Raw genomic sequence first — 19,086 nt, 5'->3', positions numbered from 1 at the left:
AACAATGAAAAAAATTTTATTTTTAGTACCTTTTCTACTTGTTTCTTGTGAAAGTATCGATAAAAGACAATCGGATAAAGTTTCATTGAAACCATGGATTGGTAGAAATATTGCAGAAGTTTTAAAACATCCAAAATATGGAACTCCAGATTCAAAAGAAAAAGTAGGGAAGAATGATATCATTTCCTATCGCCAATTATTTTCAGCCGATAGAACTTCTGAAAATAAGGATTTACGTATGAATTTTCTTTGCAAAAGGTCTTTTTTATTCGATTCTCAAGACATTATAATAGATGTTATTGAAGAAGGAACTTGTGAAAATACTCCTGCAAATTTGCCTATATCTAGTAAATAGAGATTTTGAAATTGTTATAAAATGGAAACTACTATAGCCGATAATATTATTCATAAAATGAATAAAATGTTACTAATTATTTCAGCAAATTGTAATTCTCAGCTTAAGATTAAGCCATTAAAAGAAGATAGCACTCAAGTTGACTATTTTTTATCTTTTCCCTTGGAAGCAAGGGAGGAAATGGCTAATTTTTTGGAAATAAGCTTGAAAACTCTACATAGAATATATGAAAATCCAATTAAAATTTTGGATGATTATAAAGTTGTAAAGAAAATGGGAGAATTTTTTAATAAAAGTTACCCAGAAATTATTTGTACTTTTTTTAATGTTCAGCATTCTGATTTTAATGATGATCCTAATATATCTGTATTTTTAAAAGAAATTCAATTAATTGATAAAGAATTATCCATTGAAGCAAGAAGAGAACTAGTAAGATTGCTAGTTCTTATTAGGAAAATGAAGATATCAGTTCATGACTTTTCGATTATTGCAAGACAGATGATTTATAAAAAATGTTTTGTTGATGATAATTTGAATAGAATAAGAAATTTAATAGACAATTTTTAATTTAATAAGAAGATTTCTTTGCTTCAATCATTTCATTTATTTCAAAATATGACATAGGTCTTTTTTGAAAAAATAAATCTATTTTTACTTTCATAAATCCTGGAATTCCTTTTTGTATTTTTTCATTAAATCCTGTGCACAATATTATTTTTCCATTAAATTTTTCTTCTTCCTTTTCTATTCCTCCAACTAAATTAGAGTTGATAAAATTTACCCCATTTCCAAAATCAAAATCACTAATTATTGCATCAACTTTTGATAAAAAACAATTACCATTCATTCTTTCTTCATCAATATGACAGAAAAATTCATCAGGGTTTCGAAAAAATAAAACGTGAGCATCCGTCATTTTTAATTTCCAGCCATGCCAAATTAGTTCATTGTCTTCAATTAATATAACTAAAGGTTTTTCTATCTGTTCTTCAAATTTATTTCTAACATTTTCTTCAATAGTTTCATTTTTTAATAAAATTTTCTTTTGAATAGTCATTTTGTCTTCTGAAGACTTTATTTCAAAAGAAAAACATGTCTTAGATGTTGAAAGTAATTTCAAATAACTTCCATTTTTTTTCAATATTTCTTTTAAATTTTTGAGAGCAATTCCATGTCCATCAGTTTTATTTGTAAAACCATTTAAAATTTTTGTTCTCAACTCTTTAGGTATTGGTAGTCCATCATTTGAAATATCTATTAAAATTGTTTTTTTGAATTTATGATACCATTTTTGAACTATTGTCACTTCAATATTTTTAGCTTGAACAGAAGAATGAACAGCATTTTTTAATATTGTGTTAAATGCTAAAAATAATTTACTTCGATCAAATCTTGCTTTGTTTTTTATGTTAATATTACAAGTTAAAAAAATACTTGTATTGCCAATGTTTTTCCAAACTTCATCTAATACTTCTAATGGATTAATATTTTCAATTCGTACTTTTCTGAGTATTATTTGTGCAACATTATTATGGTGTAAAGCTGCAGATATCGAAGCTTTTAAATCTAGTGGAAATTTTAAAACATTTTCTTGATTAACTAACTCGTGTTCAATCATGTTTTTAATATTTTCAAGTGTACTTGATTCTATTTTCCTTGCTGTATTTACAGCAACTTTTCTTTTTAAAATTGATAAAGGTAAAATCACTATAAATAAAAGTAACATAAAAACTAACACATTTAAAATTGTAAAAACTTCAAAGAAAGAAGTGCTATCCTTAAATACTTTATAATCAAGAGCTTTTTTATAAAATTTTAAAGTATATTTTTTTTGTTGAAAAACTTTATCGTTTGATATTTTATATGAATAAATAGGAAACGAAACTCCAATTATCAGCCAATCATTATAAATAAATATAGAGTTTAGTTTTTTGAATAAATTATTCAAAAATAAAGAGTTTTTTGTTTTAATCTCAGCAATAGAAGAAGCATTTGTTTGCCAGATAGGAAAACGATTTCCTTCACATTTAACACAATCCCAAATTTCAGCAGCAAAAAAGTTATTTTTTTCTACTTTTTCATAAATATAAATAGAAGATGATACTTCTATTAGTCTTCTATATGCTTCCAAAGAGTAATTATTTTGCATTAAATATTCTGTATAACCAAATGTAGATAAATAGTAATCTTTTAGCTGGTGATTAATTACTGCTATATCTATAATCATTAAAATAAAAGAGATAATAAAAGAGATAATAATCCAATAAATAACATATATTTTTTTGTTTATATTTTTTAGTTTTTTTTTCCACATGCAGTTTAATTTTATTTGTTTAATTTCAATTCCCAAACTAAAACCTTAATAGGATTATATTGATTTCCAAATGATGAAATTCTTTTTTTCCTATATAAAAAAGAAATTCTAACTTGAAAGACTACTACCATAATTTGATTTTCAGTAAAGTACTGACTCAATTGTCTGGTAAAAATAGGGCTTTTACTCAAGTTTTTTGTGGCATCATCAAATAGCTTATCCAAGTAAGGATCGTCAGGATAGATATTATCAAAAAATGATCCTTTTTTAAAAAATGCAAAATTTGAGTTTGGATCTGTTTTAGATGTATCAAATCCGCTCCACCATAAAACGTTTTTATCATCTTTTTTAAATTTGGTATAATTCATATCTGTATTTATAAAATTAATTTGAATTCCAATTTCTTTTAGTTGTTCTTTTATCTCATGAATGTAAGGTTCTTGGTTTAAATCTCTACTTGTTGGCCAAAAAGTATGCACATTAAATACTTTATCTTTCCAAAGATTTTCAGGAATTGTGCTCAACAAACTTTTAGCTTTTTCAATATTTCTTTTTTGCACAGGAATTTCTGCTCTATAATTTTTTTGCCAGCCAGATGCAGGAAGTAATTGATCATCTGCAACAAATTCTCCATACGGAGATGATTTTGAGATACGTTGTCTATCTAAAGCTAAAGAAATAGCTTTTCTAAAATTTTTATTAGCCCCTAATTCTGTTTTAAAGTTAAATAAAAAACCTGCACTGGAATAAATATCTGGAAAAATAATATGTCCATCAAAATTAGGATTTTGTTTATTTAATCCTATATACCCTTTAATATCGCCTATATCTCTTTGATCAAAAATAAATCTGATAAATTTTGGTATATCCTCTTTATCACTAACTCTTTCAACAACAAATACATAATTATGTAAATCAATTTTGACTACTTTATATTTACCAAACCCTATAGGATAATGTTTCCAGTTTAAATACGTTTCATCAAATTCTTCTACAGGTACGATTGGTAAATAACCGGTTGATACTTTTTGGAAAAAATGACTATTTTCATTTTTTAAGTTAAAAATAATATTATATTTATCTTTAACTTTAATTCCAGAGATAAGACCACTTGGATAATTTAAATATTCATCTACTATTATTTTTTTTATATTTTCTTTTTTTAAATTGTCTATTCCTACAAGATCATCTAAAATTGTTTTTGCAAAGTTATCATTACTAAATGTCAGTAATTGTCTAATGAAAGAAAATTCAATATCATAAGCTGTAACTTCTCTTTCATTATGAAAATAGATACCCTTTTTTAAGTTAGCATAGCAAATTTTCCCATCACAAAAAAACTTTTCTAGAAGTGAATTGCTATCAGTTGATTCATTAAAAGTTCCATTAAACGAAACTAAATTACCATGGACAGCTGCTGAGAAAGACTCAACAACATATGTTGAAGTATCAACTTGTTTCCATGGAATTTGCGGTTGATCTGATAAATTTATAGTAATTGTCTGATCGTCAGGATAGACACCCGAATCTTCATAAATCTGGCTTTTTAATTTTTTATTAATAGCTAAAATTATTGCAATTAGAATAAGAAATATAAAAATTACTGATAATTTATTTTTGTCGCTAGGCATATGAGTTTCTTTTGTAATATTATGGTGAAAGAAGATTGATGATCTCGTCATAACCTTAGTACGAAGCATATCTAATGCATTTGTTTAGTTATGTCACGCAGGGAAATATCTAAAAAAATAATTTTATTCAAAAAATATCTAAAAAATATGTAATTTTAATGTCTGAGTTTTAACTTTTTTAGAGAAATATTCTTCTTTGTTACAGGAAGAAGTAATTAAAGAGAGTATCTTATTCCTCTTTGACTTTAATTTGCCATAGAGCTAATCGAATACCATTATGTTGATTACCAAAGCTAATAATTTTTCTATTATCATAAGATAAAGACATTCTTTGATTTAATATAATGGTCATATAATTTTTACTATGAAAATAAGTACTTAATTTTTTTGTATGATCAGGATTTGTATTTACTTCCCTAGATGCTATTTCATAAAGTGTTTTTAATTGAGGATCATTTGGCTGTTCATATGTGAAATAAGAACCTTTTAAAAAATGTCTAAAATTTCTATTTGGGTCACGATTTGCAAATCCGAAACCTGTAAAGAAAAGAACGTTTTTATCATCTTTCTTAAATTTATCATAATTCATATCAGTATTTAAGAATATAACATTAATTCCAACTTCTTTTAATTGTCTTTGGATTTCGGAGATGTAAGGTAAAGAATATATTTCTTTTGCATCTTCCCAATATGTTGGAACTTCAAATACTTTATTTTTCCAAAGATGAGCAGGAACTTTTTTTAATAATTTTTTTGCTTCAGCAATGTTTTGCTTTTGTATTGGGAAATCAGCTCTATATTCCTTTTGCCAACCACTATTTGGAAGCATTTGATCTTCAGCTTGCATTTCTCGAAATGTTGAATGTTCAGCGATTTTGTATCTATCTAAAGCTAAAGAAATAGCTTTTCTGAAGTTTTCATTTCTTCCTAGTGGCGTTTGAAAGTTATATAAAAATCCAGCATTTGAATATATATTTGAAAATATGATGACATGTTCATTTTCAGAAACTCCTCTTTCAGGACCTCCCAAAAGCATTTTTATATCACCTCCATTTTCGTTCCCAAAAATGAGTTTTATATAGCTTGGAATTTTTTCTTCTGCAGATGCTTTTTGAAGAAAATATTCATGTTTTTTAAAGTCTGCTTTAGTGACTTTATATTTTCCAAAACCTACTGGATAAAGTTTCCAATTAGTAAAGGTTTCATTAAACTCTTCAATGGGAACGATGGGCAATCTTCCGTCAGATATTCTTTCAAAAAATCTTTTATTATATCTTTTTAGTTCAAATTGAATATTATATTTATCGATTACTTTTAAACCTAATATACCTTTCGAAGGATAATTAATATTATCTATTTTTTCATATACAATATTCTCTTTTTTAGCATCATTAACTCCAACAATATCATCAAGAATAGTTTGAGCAAAATTGCTTCCTTCAAGGTAAATCAATGGTCTTGTAAAAGAAAATTCCACATCATATGCATTAACTTCTCTCCCATTATGAAAATATACGCCTTTTTTTAATTTAGCGATGCACTTAGTATCTTCGCATTGGGTGTTTTCAAATAAGATATTTTGATTTGTGTTATTTGTGCTACCTAAAAAAGCAACATCAACAAGGCTGCCATGAACCGCAGCTGAGAAAGTTTCTACTGTGTGGACCCCGGAAACATCATTATCCCATGGTATACTTGCTACGTCTGCCATGTTGATAGTTAAAATTGATTTATCAATCGAATTTTCTGCAAAGCCAGATTTAGGTTTTAAAAACCAAATTGTTGTTGTTACAATTCCTAGTAAACTTGGAATAACAAAATATTTTGTCATTTTTTTCATAATTTAGATACTTCCTTGTAGCTAATAAGGTTTCTTTTTAACTTACATAATGTATAAGTTAAATATTCAAGAAACAGATAAAATAACTAATTATTTAATATCATAAATGGAAAAAAAGTCATTAGATTTATAATTTTTTATAAAAAAATAAATTACTTAAATGTTTTAAAAAAAGGCAATATTGACTTTTGAAGTCTCTGGTGCTGTTTGCAAAAAATTTTACAATAAAAATTATAAATTGAATGTTAATTTATTTTTTTTTAGATAATTTTTAGAAAGAAATATTTTAGTGTAGTTGTCTATAGGGAATGCCAAGTTTAACTCGTTTCTTAATCTCTGTTTTAATATTTTTATAAATTAAATAAGCTATTTCTTTATCTTCATCAGCACATTCTTGACTGGTTGGATAATATTCGTCACGACATTCAAATTTAAAGTAATCAAGAAAGTAATTTAGTTGAAAAGTCGTTAAACTTTTAATTGAATATATTGGATCAGAATATATCTTACTCAATAAGTATTCCACTTATTTTCTCCTTAATAATAGATGTCAATTTTGTTTATAAATTATTATAACAAATGATCTTAAGAAACGAAATATAAAATATGAATAAAAAGAGTCTTATTAAATGAGACCTTCTTATCAAGTTACTGTGTCTAATAAATGGTAGTTAATTACATATCAAGAAAACTTAACTGTAAAAGTATCTTTGCAGACAAAACTGTCTGCTTTTTTAATGGGTATTTAATTGATTTTAATTTCGATTCAACTTGTTAAAAAGAATAAAGGGAATTTAGAGAGAAAATTTAATTAGCAAAGAGTTCTTTCATGATTTTTAGAGATAGGTCAACTATTACACTATCAAAAGATTGCTCACCAGAAACAACTTGATCTGCTTTTGTTTTTCCTGGTTCAACATAAATATTATGCATAGGGCTAACAGAATGATTGAATTGTTTATAAACAGATTCAGGAGTTCTTCCTCTTTCACGCACATCACGTTTGAGTCTGCGTTCAAATCTTACTTTTTCTGAAGCATCGATAAAAACCTTATGGTTTATTCTTTTTTCGATATCTGAATCAGAAAATAAAAGAACGCCCTCTAAAACAACAATAGGTTTTGGAGAAGCGTATTGATTTCCAAGTAATCTGCTATGTTTAGCAAAATCATACAAAGGTAAATTAACTTCTTTTCCTAGCATGAGATCATCTAAGTGCGCAGCAAGCAAAGGAAACTCAATAATATCTGGATGATCAAAATTAACTTCAGCTCTTTGTTCAAAAGGCAGATGACTTAAATCTTTGTAATAAGCATCTTGGCTTATATGCAAAACATTGTCATTGCCCAAATACTTAACAAGTTGTTTACAGAATGTGGTTTTTCCACTGCCAGAACCACCACAAACGCCAATGACATAAGGCTGATTCCATTGACGAGCAAATATGTTATTTTTTCCCTTTGCTTCTCGTACTTTATACTCAAGCGAGTGTAATTTATAAGCATGTTTCTGCCACATATTTTGACATCCTGATAGTAATTCTTTTCAAAACAGCAAAGCATTAGCTCTTATTTATTCGTATTGCAAGTATCTTTGTAAATTCTTGCAAAATCATACGTAATAAATACACTAACGCTTTGTAATCTGCTATCGAGCTCTTCATATACAGGATTTTAATCTATGATAAAGCCCTATTATTCTTTGAATAATCTTTCACCTATCCGTTATTCTAGTGATGAAGTGGGTGGAGGCTCCCATATCCTTGGAGGTGTTTCGTTTTCAAAAATTCCTCGAGTTTTAATTGCAAAATGTGGATTAGATGGACATGACAGAGGTGCAAAATACATTGCTAAAGCTCTCCGCGACTCAGGTATGGAAGTTATCTATACGGGTGTCCGCCAATCAACAGAAGATGTAGCACAAACGGCTATACAAGAAGATGTTGATATTGTTGGTTTATCTTTACTTTCCGGTGCCCATAAAACCCTATTTCCTAAATTAATAGAAGCTTTAAAAGAAAAGGGAGGGGGTGACATTCCAGTTTTTGGAGGAGGTGTAATCCCAGCCGAAGATATTCCTTTTTTAATATCAGTGGGTGTAAAGGCCATTTTTACTCCTGGAACAAAAGTACAAGATGTAATCCTTGAAATAAAAAAAATACTTGAAGGGTAACTAAAATGACAATGAGTACGGAAAAAGCAATTTTAAAATTGAAAGAGGAACGGAATAAGGCATTTATTGGTGGTGGGCAGAAAAGAATTGATGCTCAGCATGAAAAAGGAAAAATGACTGCACGCGAAAGAATTCAAGAGCTCCTTGATAGCAATTCCTTCGTTGAATTAGATGCTTTTGTTACTCATAATTGTGAACAGTTTGACATGCAAAAGCAAAAATTTCTTGGTGATGGAGTTGTCACTGGATATGGATTTATTGCTGGTCGTCCTGTATATGTTTTTGCTCAAGATTTCACTGTTTTTGGAGGCTCTTTAGGGGCTATGCATGCAAAAAAAATCTGTAAAGTTATGGATTTAGCTTTGCAAAATGGCGCTCCAATTATAGGTTTAAATGACAGTGGTGGGGCACGAATACAAGAAGGTGTTTCAAGTTTAGGTGGGTATGCAGATATTTTTTATCGCAACACAATAGCAAGTGGAGTTATTCCCCAAATTAGTGCAATTTTAGGCCCTTGTGCGGGCGGTGCCGTATACTCTCCAGCTATTACTGATTTTATCGTAATGACTCAAACTTCCTCACATATGTTCATTACTGGGCCTGATGTGATAAAAACGGTAACTGGAGAAGATGTTGACTTTGAATCGCTAGGTGGAGCTGATACCCATCATATAAAAAGCGGTGTGGCCGATGCAGCTTGTGCAGATGAGTATGAAACCATCGCATTTGTGAAAAAATTAATATCTTATCTTCCGCAAAATAATTTAGAAGCTCCTCCTTTGCATAGGTGTAGTGATGCAGCAGACAGAGCAGACATAGAACTCAATTCAATTATTCCAGATAATCCAAATCAACCTTACAATATGCGCGATATTATTAAGCGTGTTTGTGATTTGGACTCTTTTTTAGAGCTGCAACCTAATTATGCAAAAAATATGATAATAGGTTTTGCTCGTCTACAAGGCCAATCTGTAGGAATTGTTGCAAATGATCCTATGAATTTAGCAGGTGTCTTAGATATTAATGCAAGTATTAAAGCGGCACGTTTCGTTCGTTTTTGTGATGCATTCAATATTCCTTTAATAGTTTTTACTGATGTACCTGGTTTTCTTCCTGGAACTGAACAAGAATGGCGCGGAATAATTAAACATGGTGCTAAGTTACTTTATGCTTTTTGTGAAGCTACAGTTCCACGATTTACAGTCATTACTAGAAAAGCATACGGTGGTGCTTATGATGTAATGAATTCAAAACATATTGGTGCTGATTATAATATTGCATGGCCAAGTGCTGAAATTGCAGTTATGGGACCTGAAGGTGCGTGCAACATTATATTCAAAAATGATATTGCAAAATCAATAAATCCTGAGCAAAAAAGACAAGAATTAATTCAAAACTACCGTGATACTTTTGCAAATCCATACGTCACGGCTCAGCAAGGTTTTATAGATGACGTAATCGAACCTAAATTAACAAGAAAATTGCTAATTCAAGCTCTCATTTTAAATAAACAAAAGCGAAAAGAGTTACCAAAAAGAAAACACGGCAATATTCCTTTATAATTAAAATATTATTCAAGATGGGATTTTTAAAATGTTTAATGATCAATATTTACCATTAATACATAGGCCATTTAAAAGAGTACTTATCGCCAATAGAGGTGAAATTGGTGTGCGTATTATTCGTGCTTGTCGTGATTTAGGTTTGTCACCTTTAGCTGTTTATTCATCGGCGGATCTGCATTCTAGACATGTTGCTTTAGCTGATTCCGCATGTTGGATTGGCAATGCACCAAGTAATGAAAGTTATTTAAATATTCAAAATATTTTAAATGCCGCAAAAGAATTAGAAGCAGAAGCTGTTCATCCTGGTTTTGGTTTTTTATCTGAAAGTGCAGAATTTGCTAATGAAGTTTTAAAAGCAGGTTTAGTTTGGATTGGACCTTCCCCTGCATCTATTCATGCCATGGGAGATAAAACATTAGCAAAAAGAAAAGTAACAGAAGCGGGAGTTCCATGTAGTCCTGGAAAGAACGAACCCTTGAAAGATTTAAAAGATCTGCAAGATACTGTTCATCAAGTAGGGTATCCACTGATCTTAAAAGCTGCTGCTGGTGGGGGTGGCAAAGGAATGCGAGTTGTTCGGAAAGACGAAGAGCTTGCGCAAGCATTTGAAGCTTGTCAAAGAGAAGCTCTAAGTTATTTTGGCAATGCTGACGTTTTTTGTGAGCGGTATATAGAACATCCAAGACATGTTGAATTTCAAGTTTTAGCTGATTCGCATGGGAATATTGTCCATTTATTTGAACGTGACTGCACTATTCAAAGAAGGCATCAAAAGCTAATAGAAGAAGCACCATCAAGTTACATTAGTGCTGAAACAAGACATAAAATGGGTGAAATAGCTGTAAGAGCTGCACAAAGTGTGGGTTACGTTAATGCTGGTACTATAGAGTTTATCTTAGAATCGCCTACTAAATTTTATTTTATGGAAATGAACACTCGAATTCAGGTTGAACATCCAGTTACGGAAATCGTAACAGGCGTTGATTTATTACAAATGCAATTAAAAATAGCTATGGGTGAAAAACTCCCTTTTGCACAAAAAGATCTTTGTATGCGTGGTTGGGCAATCGAAGCAAGAATTAATTCAGAAGATCCATTTAATAATTTTCGTCCTGATCCTGGATGTATTAAGGAATTAGAGTTTCCGACTGGCCCTGGAGTTAGAGTAGACTCACATATTTATGCTGGTTATAAAATTCCTGAATTTTATGATTCTATGATTGCAAAGTTAATTGTTTATGGAACTAATCGAAATGATGCTTTAAATAAAATGGCAAGAGCACTAAGTGAATTCCAAATAGAAGGAATTCAAACAACAATACCATTTCATCAAGCGCTCATAGAATATCCAAGCTTTCGAGAAGGTAACTATACAACACGTTTTATTGAAGAAAATGATAAATTAATTGAAAATTCTGAACATATACATGCTATATTAACTAAAGAAGAAGCTGCTGTTGTTGCAATTAAAGTTACAGATCAAAAAGCAAAATTAGAAGCAAAAGTAAATGTACTACCAGAAGTTCCATCTGCCTGGGCAAATGCTTTTCGTTTAGAAAGTACAAGAAGATAAGGATAGGAGTATATTTTTATGAAAATTCATGTGCAAAAAGCTAAAGGAAAAGAAGAATTTATTATTAATGTGCCTGCTTCTATTGATTTTATGCATTTATCAAAAGGAGAGTTTTTTTCGCTCTATATTCAAAATGGTTTGGGAGAAATAATAGAAGAAAAATGCACTTTTTTAGCAGATGGAAGAAGTCTTTTAATCGGAAATAAAGTAATTCGTGTGAATAATACTTTTATTGAAAAAAAAGGTGAACACTACAGATTTGGTATAAAAAGTCATAATTACATTCAACAAAAAAATTATCTAGCTAATGTTGTTAAACCTGTTCAATCAAGAACAAATTTAGCAAATTTACTAGGAGGAGAATTAAAATCTCCAATGACAGGAAAGATTGTTTCTGTATTAGTTTCTGAGCAATCTGCTGTAAAAGAAGGAGATCCTTTAGTTATTATCGAAGCTATGAAAATGGAGAATAGAATTGTTGCTGAGTGCGATGGCATAATATCTAAAATAAAAATTAGTAAAGGCAGCAGCGTTGCTGTTGGTGATTTCCTTTTATATTTGTCTCCTACTAATCAAGGTTAATTGAATGAAGATAAAACAATCCATTGATATTAATTCTGTTGTAAATTCTTTAATTGGAAAAACTTGTCTTGAAAATGTTGATCAATGGAATTCACAAATAAGAGCCTTAAGCAAAGCGATAACATTTGTGGAAAATGATCCTTTACTCGCTCCCAAATTACTTTCGCACCCAAATCTCTCCACCAGTGCAATAATGCAAGCAAGAATCATTGGAATTACGGGTTTACCAGGGGCTGGAAAATCGACCCTTACAAATTTACTTGTAAAAGAGTTAAGGCAATTAGGAAAAAAAGTAGCGATTTTTGCTGTAGATCCATCTTCCTCTTTAACTGGCGGAGCTATTCTTGGTGATAGAGTCAGAATGCAAGACCATTTTCGTGATCCTAATGTCTTTATTCGTTCGATGGGATCTCGTGGTGCTTTAGGTGGAGTTGCACGAGCTACTCGCAGTGCAATACGTTTGGCTTCGGTTTTAAATTTTGATTACATCTTGGTTGAAACCGTCGGAATTGGGCAAAGTGAAAGTGAAATTACCAGTTTAGCAGATTCAACAGTTCTAGTTTTAATGCCTAATAGTGGTGATGAAATTCAATTAATGAAATCTGGTATTTTGCAATTAGCTAATATTTATATTATCAATAAATGTGATCTAGCAGATGCCTCAAGAATGATTCAGGAATTAAAAGAAAATATAACTCCTAATGCAGAAAATCTTTGGCATCCTCCAGTTCTAAAAACATCTGCTGCCAATCATGAAGGAATACAAGATGTAGTAAAATCTTTTCTCCAACATGAAGAATTTGAAAAAAATAGTTCAATTGGAAAAAAATTAAGATTTTTAAGACTCCGAAATGAAATTTTACAAAATATATTAATTCTTGCAGATGAAGTTTTTCAAGAAAAAGTCAAGCAAATTAGTATTGAAGAAATAGAACTATTATCTTTAGGCAAAACTACCGCAATGTCGATAGCTAATGCAATTTTTCAGAAAGAATTAAAATAGGATAATGATATGCATATTAAGAGAATTAACCATTTAGGAATTGTTCCCAAAGATCTCGCTCAGGCAAAAAAGTTTTTTAATGAAATTTTACACTTGAATCATGAAGGCAGTGAAGTTGTTGCAGAACAAAAAGTTGCTGTTGAATTTTTACGTTGCGAATTTTCTAGATTAGAGCTTCTTTCGCCTACTGCTGAAGATAGTCCGATAGCTAAATTTTTGGAAACTAGAGGTGCTGGTATTCAACATATTGCATTTGAAGTGCAAAATCTAGACAATTGGATAGATTATTTGAAAAAAAATAATATTCGGCTTATTGATGAAAAGCCAAGGTATGGTGCACATAATACACGTATTGTATTTGTTCATCCACATGCTACAGGTGGAGTGCTTGTCGAATTAGTCGAGGAGCAAACCGCAGTATAACTTTCGTCAAACATTTAAAGAAGAAATTTTATTTATGCCAATTCAAAAGTTTTATGTTCTTATTCTAAGTTTTTTCTTTCTTTTTTCGGTTGTATCTTGTCGCACAGTACCTATTTCCGAACAATCTCAGGAAGAAGGAATAACGCGTATACGTGATGAATTTGAAGATAAAAATTGGTCCGATGTCGTGTCCAATGTCGATGAATATAAAGCACGTTATCCTTATTCAAAAAACTTACCTGAAGCAGAGCTTATGCAAGCAAATGCTTACTACTTATCAGGAAAATATCCTGAAGCCATAGCTGCATATGAAGATTTTGCTCGTCGTAACCCGATCAATAAAAACGTTCCTTTTGTGCACTATAGAATAGCAAACTCAAATGATTTACAGGCTTCTGAAGAAATTGACAGAGAACAAGTTTCGGCAAGGAAAGCTATTATAAAATATAGTTTCTATATAAAAAATTACCCTAATGCTGAATTTATTCCTGAGGCAACCGAAAGAATAAAAGTCTTAACAAGGCGCTTGGCTGAACACGAAATGTTTATTGCTCGTTTTTATTGGCGCAAAGACTTATATTCTGCAGCATTAAATAGATATTTAGAAATATTAACAAAATATCCTCAATATGATGATCTTAAATTAGAAGCAAAGGAAAGAGCTGCTGTTTGTTATGAAGAAATGGCGGACTTCTTAGAAGAAAACCCTGATTCTGATCAATTTGCTGTCATTAAAAATGTTAAGCCTAATGATTTACGCCAAAAAGCAAAAGAAATATTATCTCTAAAGTGACATTACATTCAAAAAATAGAAGAAGGTAATTATGAAAATTCTTCATACTTCCGACTGGCATTTAGGAGCAACTTTTGAAGGCATTGGACGAGAAGAAGATCATAAATTTTTTTTAAATTGGTTGATTCCCTTTTTAAAGGAACAAGAAATTGTTGTCTTGATTATTGCTGGCGATCTTTTCGATCAAACTCAACCATCAGCAGAAGCGCAAAGAATTTACTATCAATTTCTTTTATCGGTTTCACAAAAAACTGATGTAAAAAAAGTAATCATTGTAGGAGGAAATCACGATTCTCCAACCAGACTCGATGCGCCTGCTGAGCTCTTAAAACTTCTTGATGTCTTTATTGTTGGAGGAATTTCAGTAGATGGGAAAGACTTTAGCCGATATCTTTGTTCACTTAAAAATGAACAAAATGCTGTTGAGTTGGTTGTAGCTGCTGTTCCTTTTATTCATGAATACAGGCTTGGAGTAAGGACTTCAATGCATAATGAAAGTGAAATTCATTCTCTCTTTAAAGAAAAAATTCAAAACTTTTATTTTGATCTTGCAGATGCTGCTGAACAAATAGCTCAAGATGCGCCTATTATTGCAACAGGGCATATGGCCTGTCGAGGAAGTGAGTTAGATGATGCACCACAGGAAATCCATATGATTGGAACAATGGGAGGACTTCCTTCTGCAATATTTGATTCTAGATACTCCTATATAGCTTTAGGACATATTCACAGAGCATATCGAGTTGATCAATCAAATGCATATTATAGTGGGTCACCCATACCTCTATCTATTAAGGAATCAAATTATCCAAGATATGTTCAACTTATATCCTATGAAAAAGGTTCAAAAGCAAAAACTGTCCAGAAAATTGAAGTGCCTGTACTAAGAAAAATTTTAGAAGTAAAATCTAATTTGGAACAAATACATTCGATATTACTCAATATTTCTTGGCAAACTCCAATGCCTCCAATTTTGGCTATTTCGGTGCAAGTAAATAGCTATCATTCTGGGCTGGATCTAGAACTAAAAAATATACTAAAAAATAAATTTCAAGATGCTTCACCTATTATTGCTTATATTAGACAAATTCCAGCTAAGTCTGACAATAATGTTTTAGCAAGTAAAGAAGCATTTTCTTTGAAAGAGCTCACTCCTGAACAAGTTTTTCTTAAAATGTGCGACACATATAATGAAATTGTAGATGAAAATTTATTGCAAGCATTTCGTAGTTTATTAAATGAAGAAAATATTTAATTTGTTTAATAAAGGAAATTAAATTGAAACTAATAAAAATACAACTAGAAAATTTAAATTCACTATATGGTTTTCACAGCATTGATTTTGAAAAAGATCTTTGTAATGCACCTCTTTTTTTAGTAATGGGAGCCACTGGAGCAGGAAAATCAACATTAATGGATGCTATGTGTCTGGCCTTATTTGGACAAACACCACGTTTAACAAAAGCAAAATCAGATAAAGATCCCGAAAATGATTGTAGACAAATTATGTCTAAAGGAACAACATTTGCATATTCTCAGTTAACTTTTTCAAAACAAGAAAATAATAAAACTGTTAAATATAGAGCAACTTGGCAATGTGAAAGAGCTTATAAAAAACCAGATGGAAACTTTAAAGATCCTAGAAGAGTATTAGAATGTTTTTCTGAAAAGTTAAATGACTGGGAGCAGATTGTTAGTGACTATCGACCAAAATTTTTTGAACCTCATTTTAATAAAGTATTGGAATATCTTACTGTAGAAGATTTTAAAAGGATGGTTTTACTCGCGCAAGGTGAATTTGCCGCTTTTTTAAAGGCAAATGAAGAGGAACGTGCTGCTATATTAGAAAGATTGACAAATACGGAAAAATATAAAGAAATTGGAAAAAAAGCGGCAGAAAAAAAGAAAGAATTAGAGGAAAAATTATCATTAGCATCACTAAAATATAGCGGAATTGAAGTATTAACAACTGAACAAGAAGATAATCTTTTTAATTGTTTAAATAAAAATCAAATCGAATTTGCATCTAATGATGATAATTTGCAGAAAATACAAAAAAATATTGATTGGATTGAAAAAAATATTTTATTACAAAATAAGTATATTGAGGCTCAGATTAAATTTAATGATATAGAAAAAAAATATCAAGAAAATATTGAAATAATTAACAAATATAAAAATTATAAGAAATTTGCAAATGTAATAGAGATAATTTTTAAACATGATAGTTTAAAAATTGATTTACAAAATTTATATGAACAGAAAGCAAAAAATAAAAATGAAGTCAATTTATACGAAAGTCATGTAGATTTTTTAAAATTGAATATTGAAAAATATCAATCAGTTTATGAAAATTTAAAAATTGAGAATGAGAAAAAAAGACCATTCCTTGCTAAAGCTAAAGAATTAAGAATTGAAAAAGAATTCCTATTAAATAAAATAACAGAATATAAGGAAAAGAAAAATTTTTATATGCAAGAAAAAGAAAAATTTATTGCGCAATATAAAGCAATAGATATTTCAATTTTAGAAGAAAATAAGAAAAAAAATAATTTGCATAAAGATATTCTTGTTTCATTAAATAATTTAATACAGGATGAATATTTTGCCGATAAAGAGTTTACAAAAATAAAAAATGATTTTGAAAATATTAAAAAAGATTTAATTCTTACTTGTTTACCTTTTGAAAAACCTCAAGATAAAATAAAAGATTTTCATCATCAAAGGGATATTTTGATTTTAAGTAAAAATGATATTTCAAAAGCCTCATTTCATTTTGAAAGTCTCCAAAGTATTGAAGAAAATATTGAAAAAATAAAAAGAAAGATTGAAGAAAATGAACTATTTATATTTCGTGAGAATGAGAAAGTATATACAGATAAAAATTTATATATAAATGAAATAAATAATATTAATGAATTAAAAAGTAACTTAACGAAACTTGCATGGCATTTAAATATTGCAGAAAAAAGACAATTATTAGTCAGCGGTGAAGAATGCCCTTTGTGTGGAAGCTCAAGTCATCCTTATTTTTCTGAAAAATCTTTTCGTACTGCTGATTTAGATATTCTAAGTCAATATGAATTTTTATCCGAACAGTTAAAACAAAAAGAAATTATTTTAGAAAATTCTAGGAAAGAATTAAGCACTATTGAAGTAAATATATTGGTATTTAAAGAGCAGGTAATTAACTTAAAAAAAGATATTGATGAGTTAAATAAAGAAAAAAAAGATAAATTAAATTTAATTGCAAAGCTTCTAAATTTATCAAATTCTATAAATGATTTAACAAGTGAGAAAATTTTCCAGCATATAAAAATAGAAGAAACTAAAAATGAACAAAAAATAGAAAATATTGAAAACTCTTTAAATAATCTTCAAGATAAACTCGATAAATATAATTTACTAAAAGAAAAATATATTAATCTAAAAGATATAAGTAGTAAAATAAATATAAGTATTAAAGATATTATAGATATTCTTCTGTATTTTGAAGAAAATTTTAATTTTGAAAACTATAAAAAAACAATAAAAATAAAATATCAAGATAATTATCAAATTCAATTAGTTGAGAATAATTATTTTTCTAAATTTCGTGAATTAGATATAAATTTGACTTCTTTAAATCATAAAAAAGTATCTATAGAAAAGGATATTATAATTAGAGAGAAAAATATTTCAGATATTTCTCAGAATTTAATTGAAGTAGAAAGAAAATTAGGAAATCTAGATAAAGAGATTTTAACCATTTTTTCAGGAGAAAATCCTGATGAAATTGAAAGAATTATGTTTAAAGAATTAGAAGATAAATATAAAACTTTAATGCAAGAGAAAGAACAGTTAAGTGAGAAAGAAAATAAAATTAAGTTAATCAAAAATTTGATTCAAGAAAATGAGTTGAGGGAAAAACAGTTACTAGATGCTTTATTTGTTTACTCGACAACAATAGATTTAGAATGTAAAAAAAATAAAGTAATAAAAGAAGAAATTTTGCAACACTTTCTTGATGAAAATACCAAAGAAAATTTTGAAACTATTACTAATGAATTAGAATTAGAAAAATCAACTGCTTTAGCTATAATGCATCAAAGAAATGAAGATTTAAATCAACATAGAACTTTAAAAATAAACGGATATATTGAAAACTTAGAAGAACTTTCAGAAATTAAAAATAATTTAGTAGTAAAAATTGAAGAATTAAATTCTCAAAAAGCTGGTATTCAATTACAAATAGAAAAAAATATTGTTAATAAAGAAATTTCCCAAAAATATTTTAATGAATTGAATGCTCTAAAAAATGAATATTCTGTTTGGTTAAAACTGCATCAAATAATAGGGATTAATAATGGTGAACAATTTAAAAAATTTGCGCAAATTTTAAATTTAGAAGAATTAATAGGAAAAGCTAATTATCATCTAACAAGATTTGAAAAACGTTATTCGTTGGCGCCCGCCTTAGATTCAGATAATAAACCACGACTCGCATTTGCCATTAAAGATGCATATCATGCAAATGAGTTAAGATCATTTAAAACTCTTTCAGGTGGAGAAACCTTTCTTGTTTCTTTAGCTCTCGCCTTAGCTTTAGCTGATTACAGAACAGTAAAAATGCCAATAGAAACCATCTTGCTTGATGAGGGTTTTGGAACATTGGATCCCTCAACCTTGCAAGTTGCGATGAGTGCCTTAGAATCATTATATTCAACTGGTACTCAAGTGGGTATCATTAGTCATGTTGAATTTTTAAAAGAAGCTATCGGTGCAAGGATAATTGTTGAAAAACTAGGTAATGGACATTCCGCATTGAAAGTTGAAAATATTTGATTTGAGGTTTT

The 19,086-nt window shown here is 29.3% G+C and carries 16 protein-coding genes; 11 read left to right on the top strand and 5 right to left on the bottom strand.

What is annotated here, in order from left to right:
• Window positions 1-4 precede the first annotated feature (4 nt).
• Both GOY08_RS12780 and GOY08_RS12775 read left to right on the top strand, forming a co-directional pair.
• Entirely contained in the window at window positions 5-355 is a 351-nt protein-coding gene (locus GOY08_RS12780; protein ID WP_158999309.1) for a hypothetical protein, read from the top strand.
• Window positions 356-376: 21 nt separating this feature from the next.
• Window positions 377-922 carry a hypothetical protein gene (locus tag GOY08_RS12775; protein ID WP_158999308.1) on the top strand — a complete coding sequence of 182 codons (546 nt, stop codon included), beginning with the start codon at window positions 377-379 and terminating at the stop codon, window positions 920-922.
• Window position 923: 1 nt separating this feature from the next.
• Here GOY08_RS12775 and GOY08_RS12770 read toward each other — a convergent pair whose 3' ends face one another.
• The 5 genes from GOY08_RS12770 to udk form a co-directional block, all read right to left on the bottom strand.
• The gene (locus GOY08_RS12770; RefSeq protein WP_158999307.1) at window positions 924-2,705 is read right to left on the bottom strand and encodes an ATP-binding protein; all 1,782 of its coding nucleotides are present in this window, start codon (window positions 2,703-2,705) and stop codon (window positions 924-926) included.
• Window positions 2,681-4,369: an ABC transporter substrate-binding protein gene (locus GOY08_RS12765; RefSeq protein WP_158999306.1), complete on the bottom strand. Its 1,689-nt coding sequence runs from the start codon at window positions 4,367-4,369 to the stop codon at window positions 2,681-2,683. Before GOY08_RS12765 ends, GOY08_RS12770 begins: the two co-directional genes overlap by 25 nt.
• Window positions 4,370-4,529: 160 nt before the next feature.
• A complete protein-coding gene (locus GOY08_RS12760) occupies window positions 4,530-6,140 on the bottom strand; it encodes an ABC transporter substrate-binding protein (protein ID WP_158999305.1) in 1,611 nt (536 codons plus the stop codon).
• 286 nt (window positions 6,141-6,426) lie between these two features.
• The gene (locus GOY08_RS12755) at window positions 6,427-6,666 is read right to left on the bottom strand and encodes a hypothetical protein (protein WP_158999304.1); all 240 of its coding nucleotides are present in this window, start codon (window positions 6,664-6,666) and stop codon (window positions 6,427-6,429) included.
• Window positions 6,667-6,947: 281 nt separating this feature from the next.
• Window positions 6,948-7,658, bottom strand: coding sequence for a uridine kinase (gene udk / locus GOY08_RS12750; protein ID WP_158999303.1), 711 nt, complete (start codon window positions 7,656-7,658; stop codon window positions 6,948-6,950).
• 162 nt (window positions 7,659-7,820) lie between these two features.
• Between udk and GOY08_RS12745 the strand changes: the two genes are divergently transcribed.
• From GOY08_RS12745 to GOY08_RS12705, 9 genes are read left to right on the top strand one after another with little or no spacing between them, the layout of a single operon-like run.
• Entirely contained in the window at window positions 7,821-8,312 is a 492-nt protein-coding gene (locus GOY08_RS12745) for a cobalamin B12-binding domain-containing protein (RefSeq protein WP_158999302.1), read from the top strand.
• A 5-nt stretch (window positions 8,313-8,317) separates the two neighbouring features.
• Complete coding sequence (locus GOY08_RS12740; RefSeq protein ID WP_235899679.1) at window positions 8,318-9,874, top strand: acyl-CoA carboxylase subunit beta; 1,557 nt, start codon at window positions 8,318-8,320, stop codon at window positions 9,872-9,874.
• 31 nt (window positions 9,875-9,905) lie between these two features.
• Complete coding sequence (gene accC, locus GOY08_RS12735) at window positions 9,906-11,450, top strand: acetyl-CoA carboxylase biotin carboxylase subunit (protein ID WP_158999301.1); 1,545 nt, start codon at window positions 9,906-9,908, stop codon at window positions 11,448-11,450.
• Window positions 11,451-11,468: 18 nt separating this feature from the next.
• Window positions 11,469-12,032, top strand: coding sequence for an acetyl-CoA carboxylase biotin carboxyl carrier protein subunit (locus tag GOY08_RS12730; RefSeq protein WP_158999300.1), 564 nt, complete (start codon window positions 11,469-11,471; stop codon window positions 12,030-12,032).
• 4 nt (window positions 12,033-12,036) lie between these two features.
• Complete coding sequence (gene meaB, locus GOY08_RS12725) at window positions 12,037-13,035, top strand: methylmalonyl Co-A mutase-associated GTPase MeaB (protein ID WP_158999299.1); 999 nt, start codon at window positions 12,037-12,039, stop codon at window positions 13,033-13,035.
• Between the two features lie 9 nt (window positions 13,036-13,044).
• Window positions 13,045-13,458 carry a methylmalonyl-CoA epimerase gene (gene mce / locus GOY08_RS12720; protein WP_158999298.1) on the top strand — a complete coding sequence of 138 codons (414 nt, stop codon included), beginning with the start codon at window positions 13,045-13,047 and terminating at the stop codon, window positions 13,456-13,458.
• 34 nt (window positions 13,459-13,492) lie between these two features.
• The gene (gene bamD, locus GOY08_RS12715; protein ID WP_158999297.1) at window positions 13,493-14,251 is read left to right on the top strand and encodes an outer membrane protein assembly factor BamD; all 759 of its coding nucleotides are present in this window, start codon (window positions 13,493-13,495) and stop codon (window positions 14,249-14,251) included.
• Window positions 14,252-14,282: 31 nt separating this feature from the next.
• Window positions 14,283-15,506, top strand: a complete 1,224-nt coding sequence (gene sbcD, locus GOY08_RS12710; RefSeq protein WP_158999296.1) for an exonuclease subunit SbcD — start codon at window positions 14,283-14,285, stop codon at window positions 15,504-15,506.
• Window positions 15,507-15,529: 23 nt separating this feature from the next.
• Window positions 15,530-19,075: an AAA family ATPase gene (locus tag GOY08_RS12705; protein WP_158999295.1), complete on the top strand. Its 3,546-nt coding sequence runs from the start codon at window positions 15,530-15,532 to the stop codon at window positions 19,073-19,075.
• Window positions 19,076-19,086: the final 11 nt, after the last annotated feature.

The sequence above is a fragment of the Pigmentibacter ruber genome, assembly GCF_009792895.1.
Classification (GTDB): Bacteria; Bdellovibrionota_B; Oligoflexia; order Silvanigrellales; family Silvanigrellaceae; genus Silvanigrella; species Silvanigrella rubra.
Note: the sequence above shows the minus strand (reverse complement) of the source record. Positions and strands in the feature narration are given on the sequence as shown.

Excerpts from the sequence above, each read along its gene's own strand:
- GOY08_RS12745 (WP_158999302.1), top strand. The coding sequence starts at position 7,821 with ATGATAAAGCCCTATTATTCTTTGAATAATCTTTCACCTATCCGTTAT.
- meaB (WP_158999299.1), top strand. The coding sequence starts at position 12,037 with ATGAAGATAAAACAATCCATTGATATTAATTCTGTTGTAAATTCTTTA.
- GOY08_RS12730 (WP_158999300.1), top strand. The coding sequence starts at position 11,469 with ATGAAAATTCATGTGCAAAAAGCTAAAGGAAAAGAAGAATTTATTATT.
- GOY08_RS12765 (WP_158999306.1), bottom strand. The coding sequence starts at position 4,369 with ATGCTTCGTACTAAGGTTATGACGAGATCATCAATCTTCTTTCACCAT.
- GOY08_RS12780 (WP_158999309.1), top strand. The coding sequence starts at position 5 with ATGAAAAAAATTTTATTTTTAGTACCTTTTCTACTTGTTTCTTGTGAA.
- accC (WP_158999301.1), top strand. The coding sequence starts at position 9,906 with ATGTTTAATGATCAATATTTACCATTAATACATAGGCCATTTAAAAGA.
- GOY08_RS12760 (WP_158999305.1), bottom strand. The coding sequence starts at position 6,140 with ATGAAAAAAATGACAAAATATTTTGTTATTCCAAGTTTACTAGGAATT.
- sbcD (WP_158999296.1), top strand. The coding sequence starts at position 14,283 with ATGAAAATTCTTCATACTTCCGACTGGCATTTAGGAGCAACTTTTGAA.
- GOY08_RS12775 (WP_158999308.1), top strand. The coding sequence starts at position 377 with ATGGAAACTACTATAGCCGATAATATTATTCATAAAATGAATAAAATG.
- GOY08_RS12740 (WP_235899679.1), top strand. The coding sequence starts at position 8,318 with ATGACAATGAGTACGGAAAAAGCAATTTTAAAATTGAAAGAGGAACGG.
- mce (WP_158999298.1), top strand. The coding sequence starts at position 13,045 with ATGCATATTAAGAGAATTAACCATTTAGGAATTGTTCCCAAAGATCTC.
- bamD (WP_158999297.1), top strand. The coding sequence starts at position 13,493 with ATGCCAATTCAAAAGTTTTATGTTCTTATTCTAAGTTTTTTCTTTCTT.
- udk (WP_158999303.1), bottom strand. The coding sequence starts at position 7,658 with ATGTGGCAGAAACATGCTTATAAATTACACTCGCTTGAGTATAAAGTA.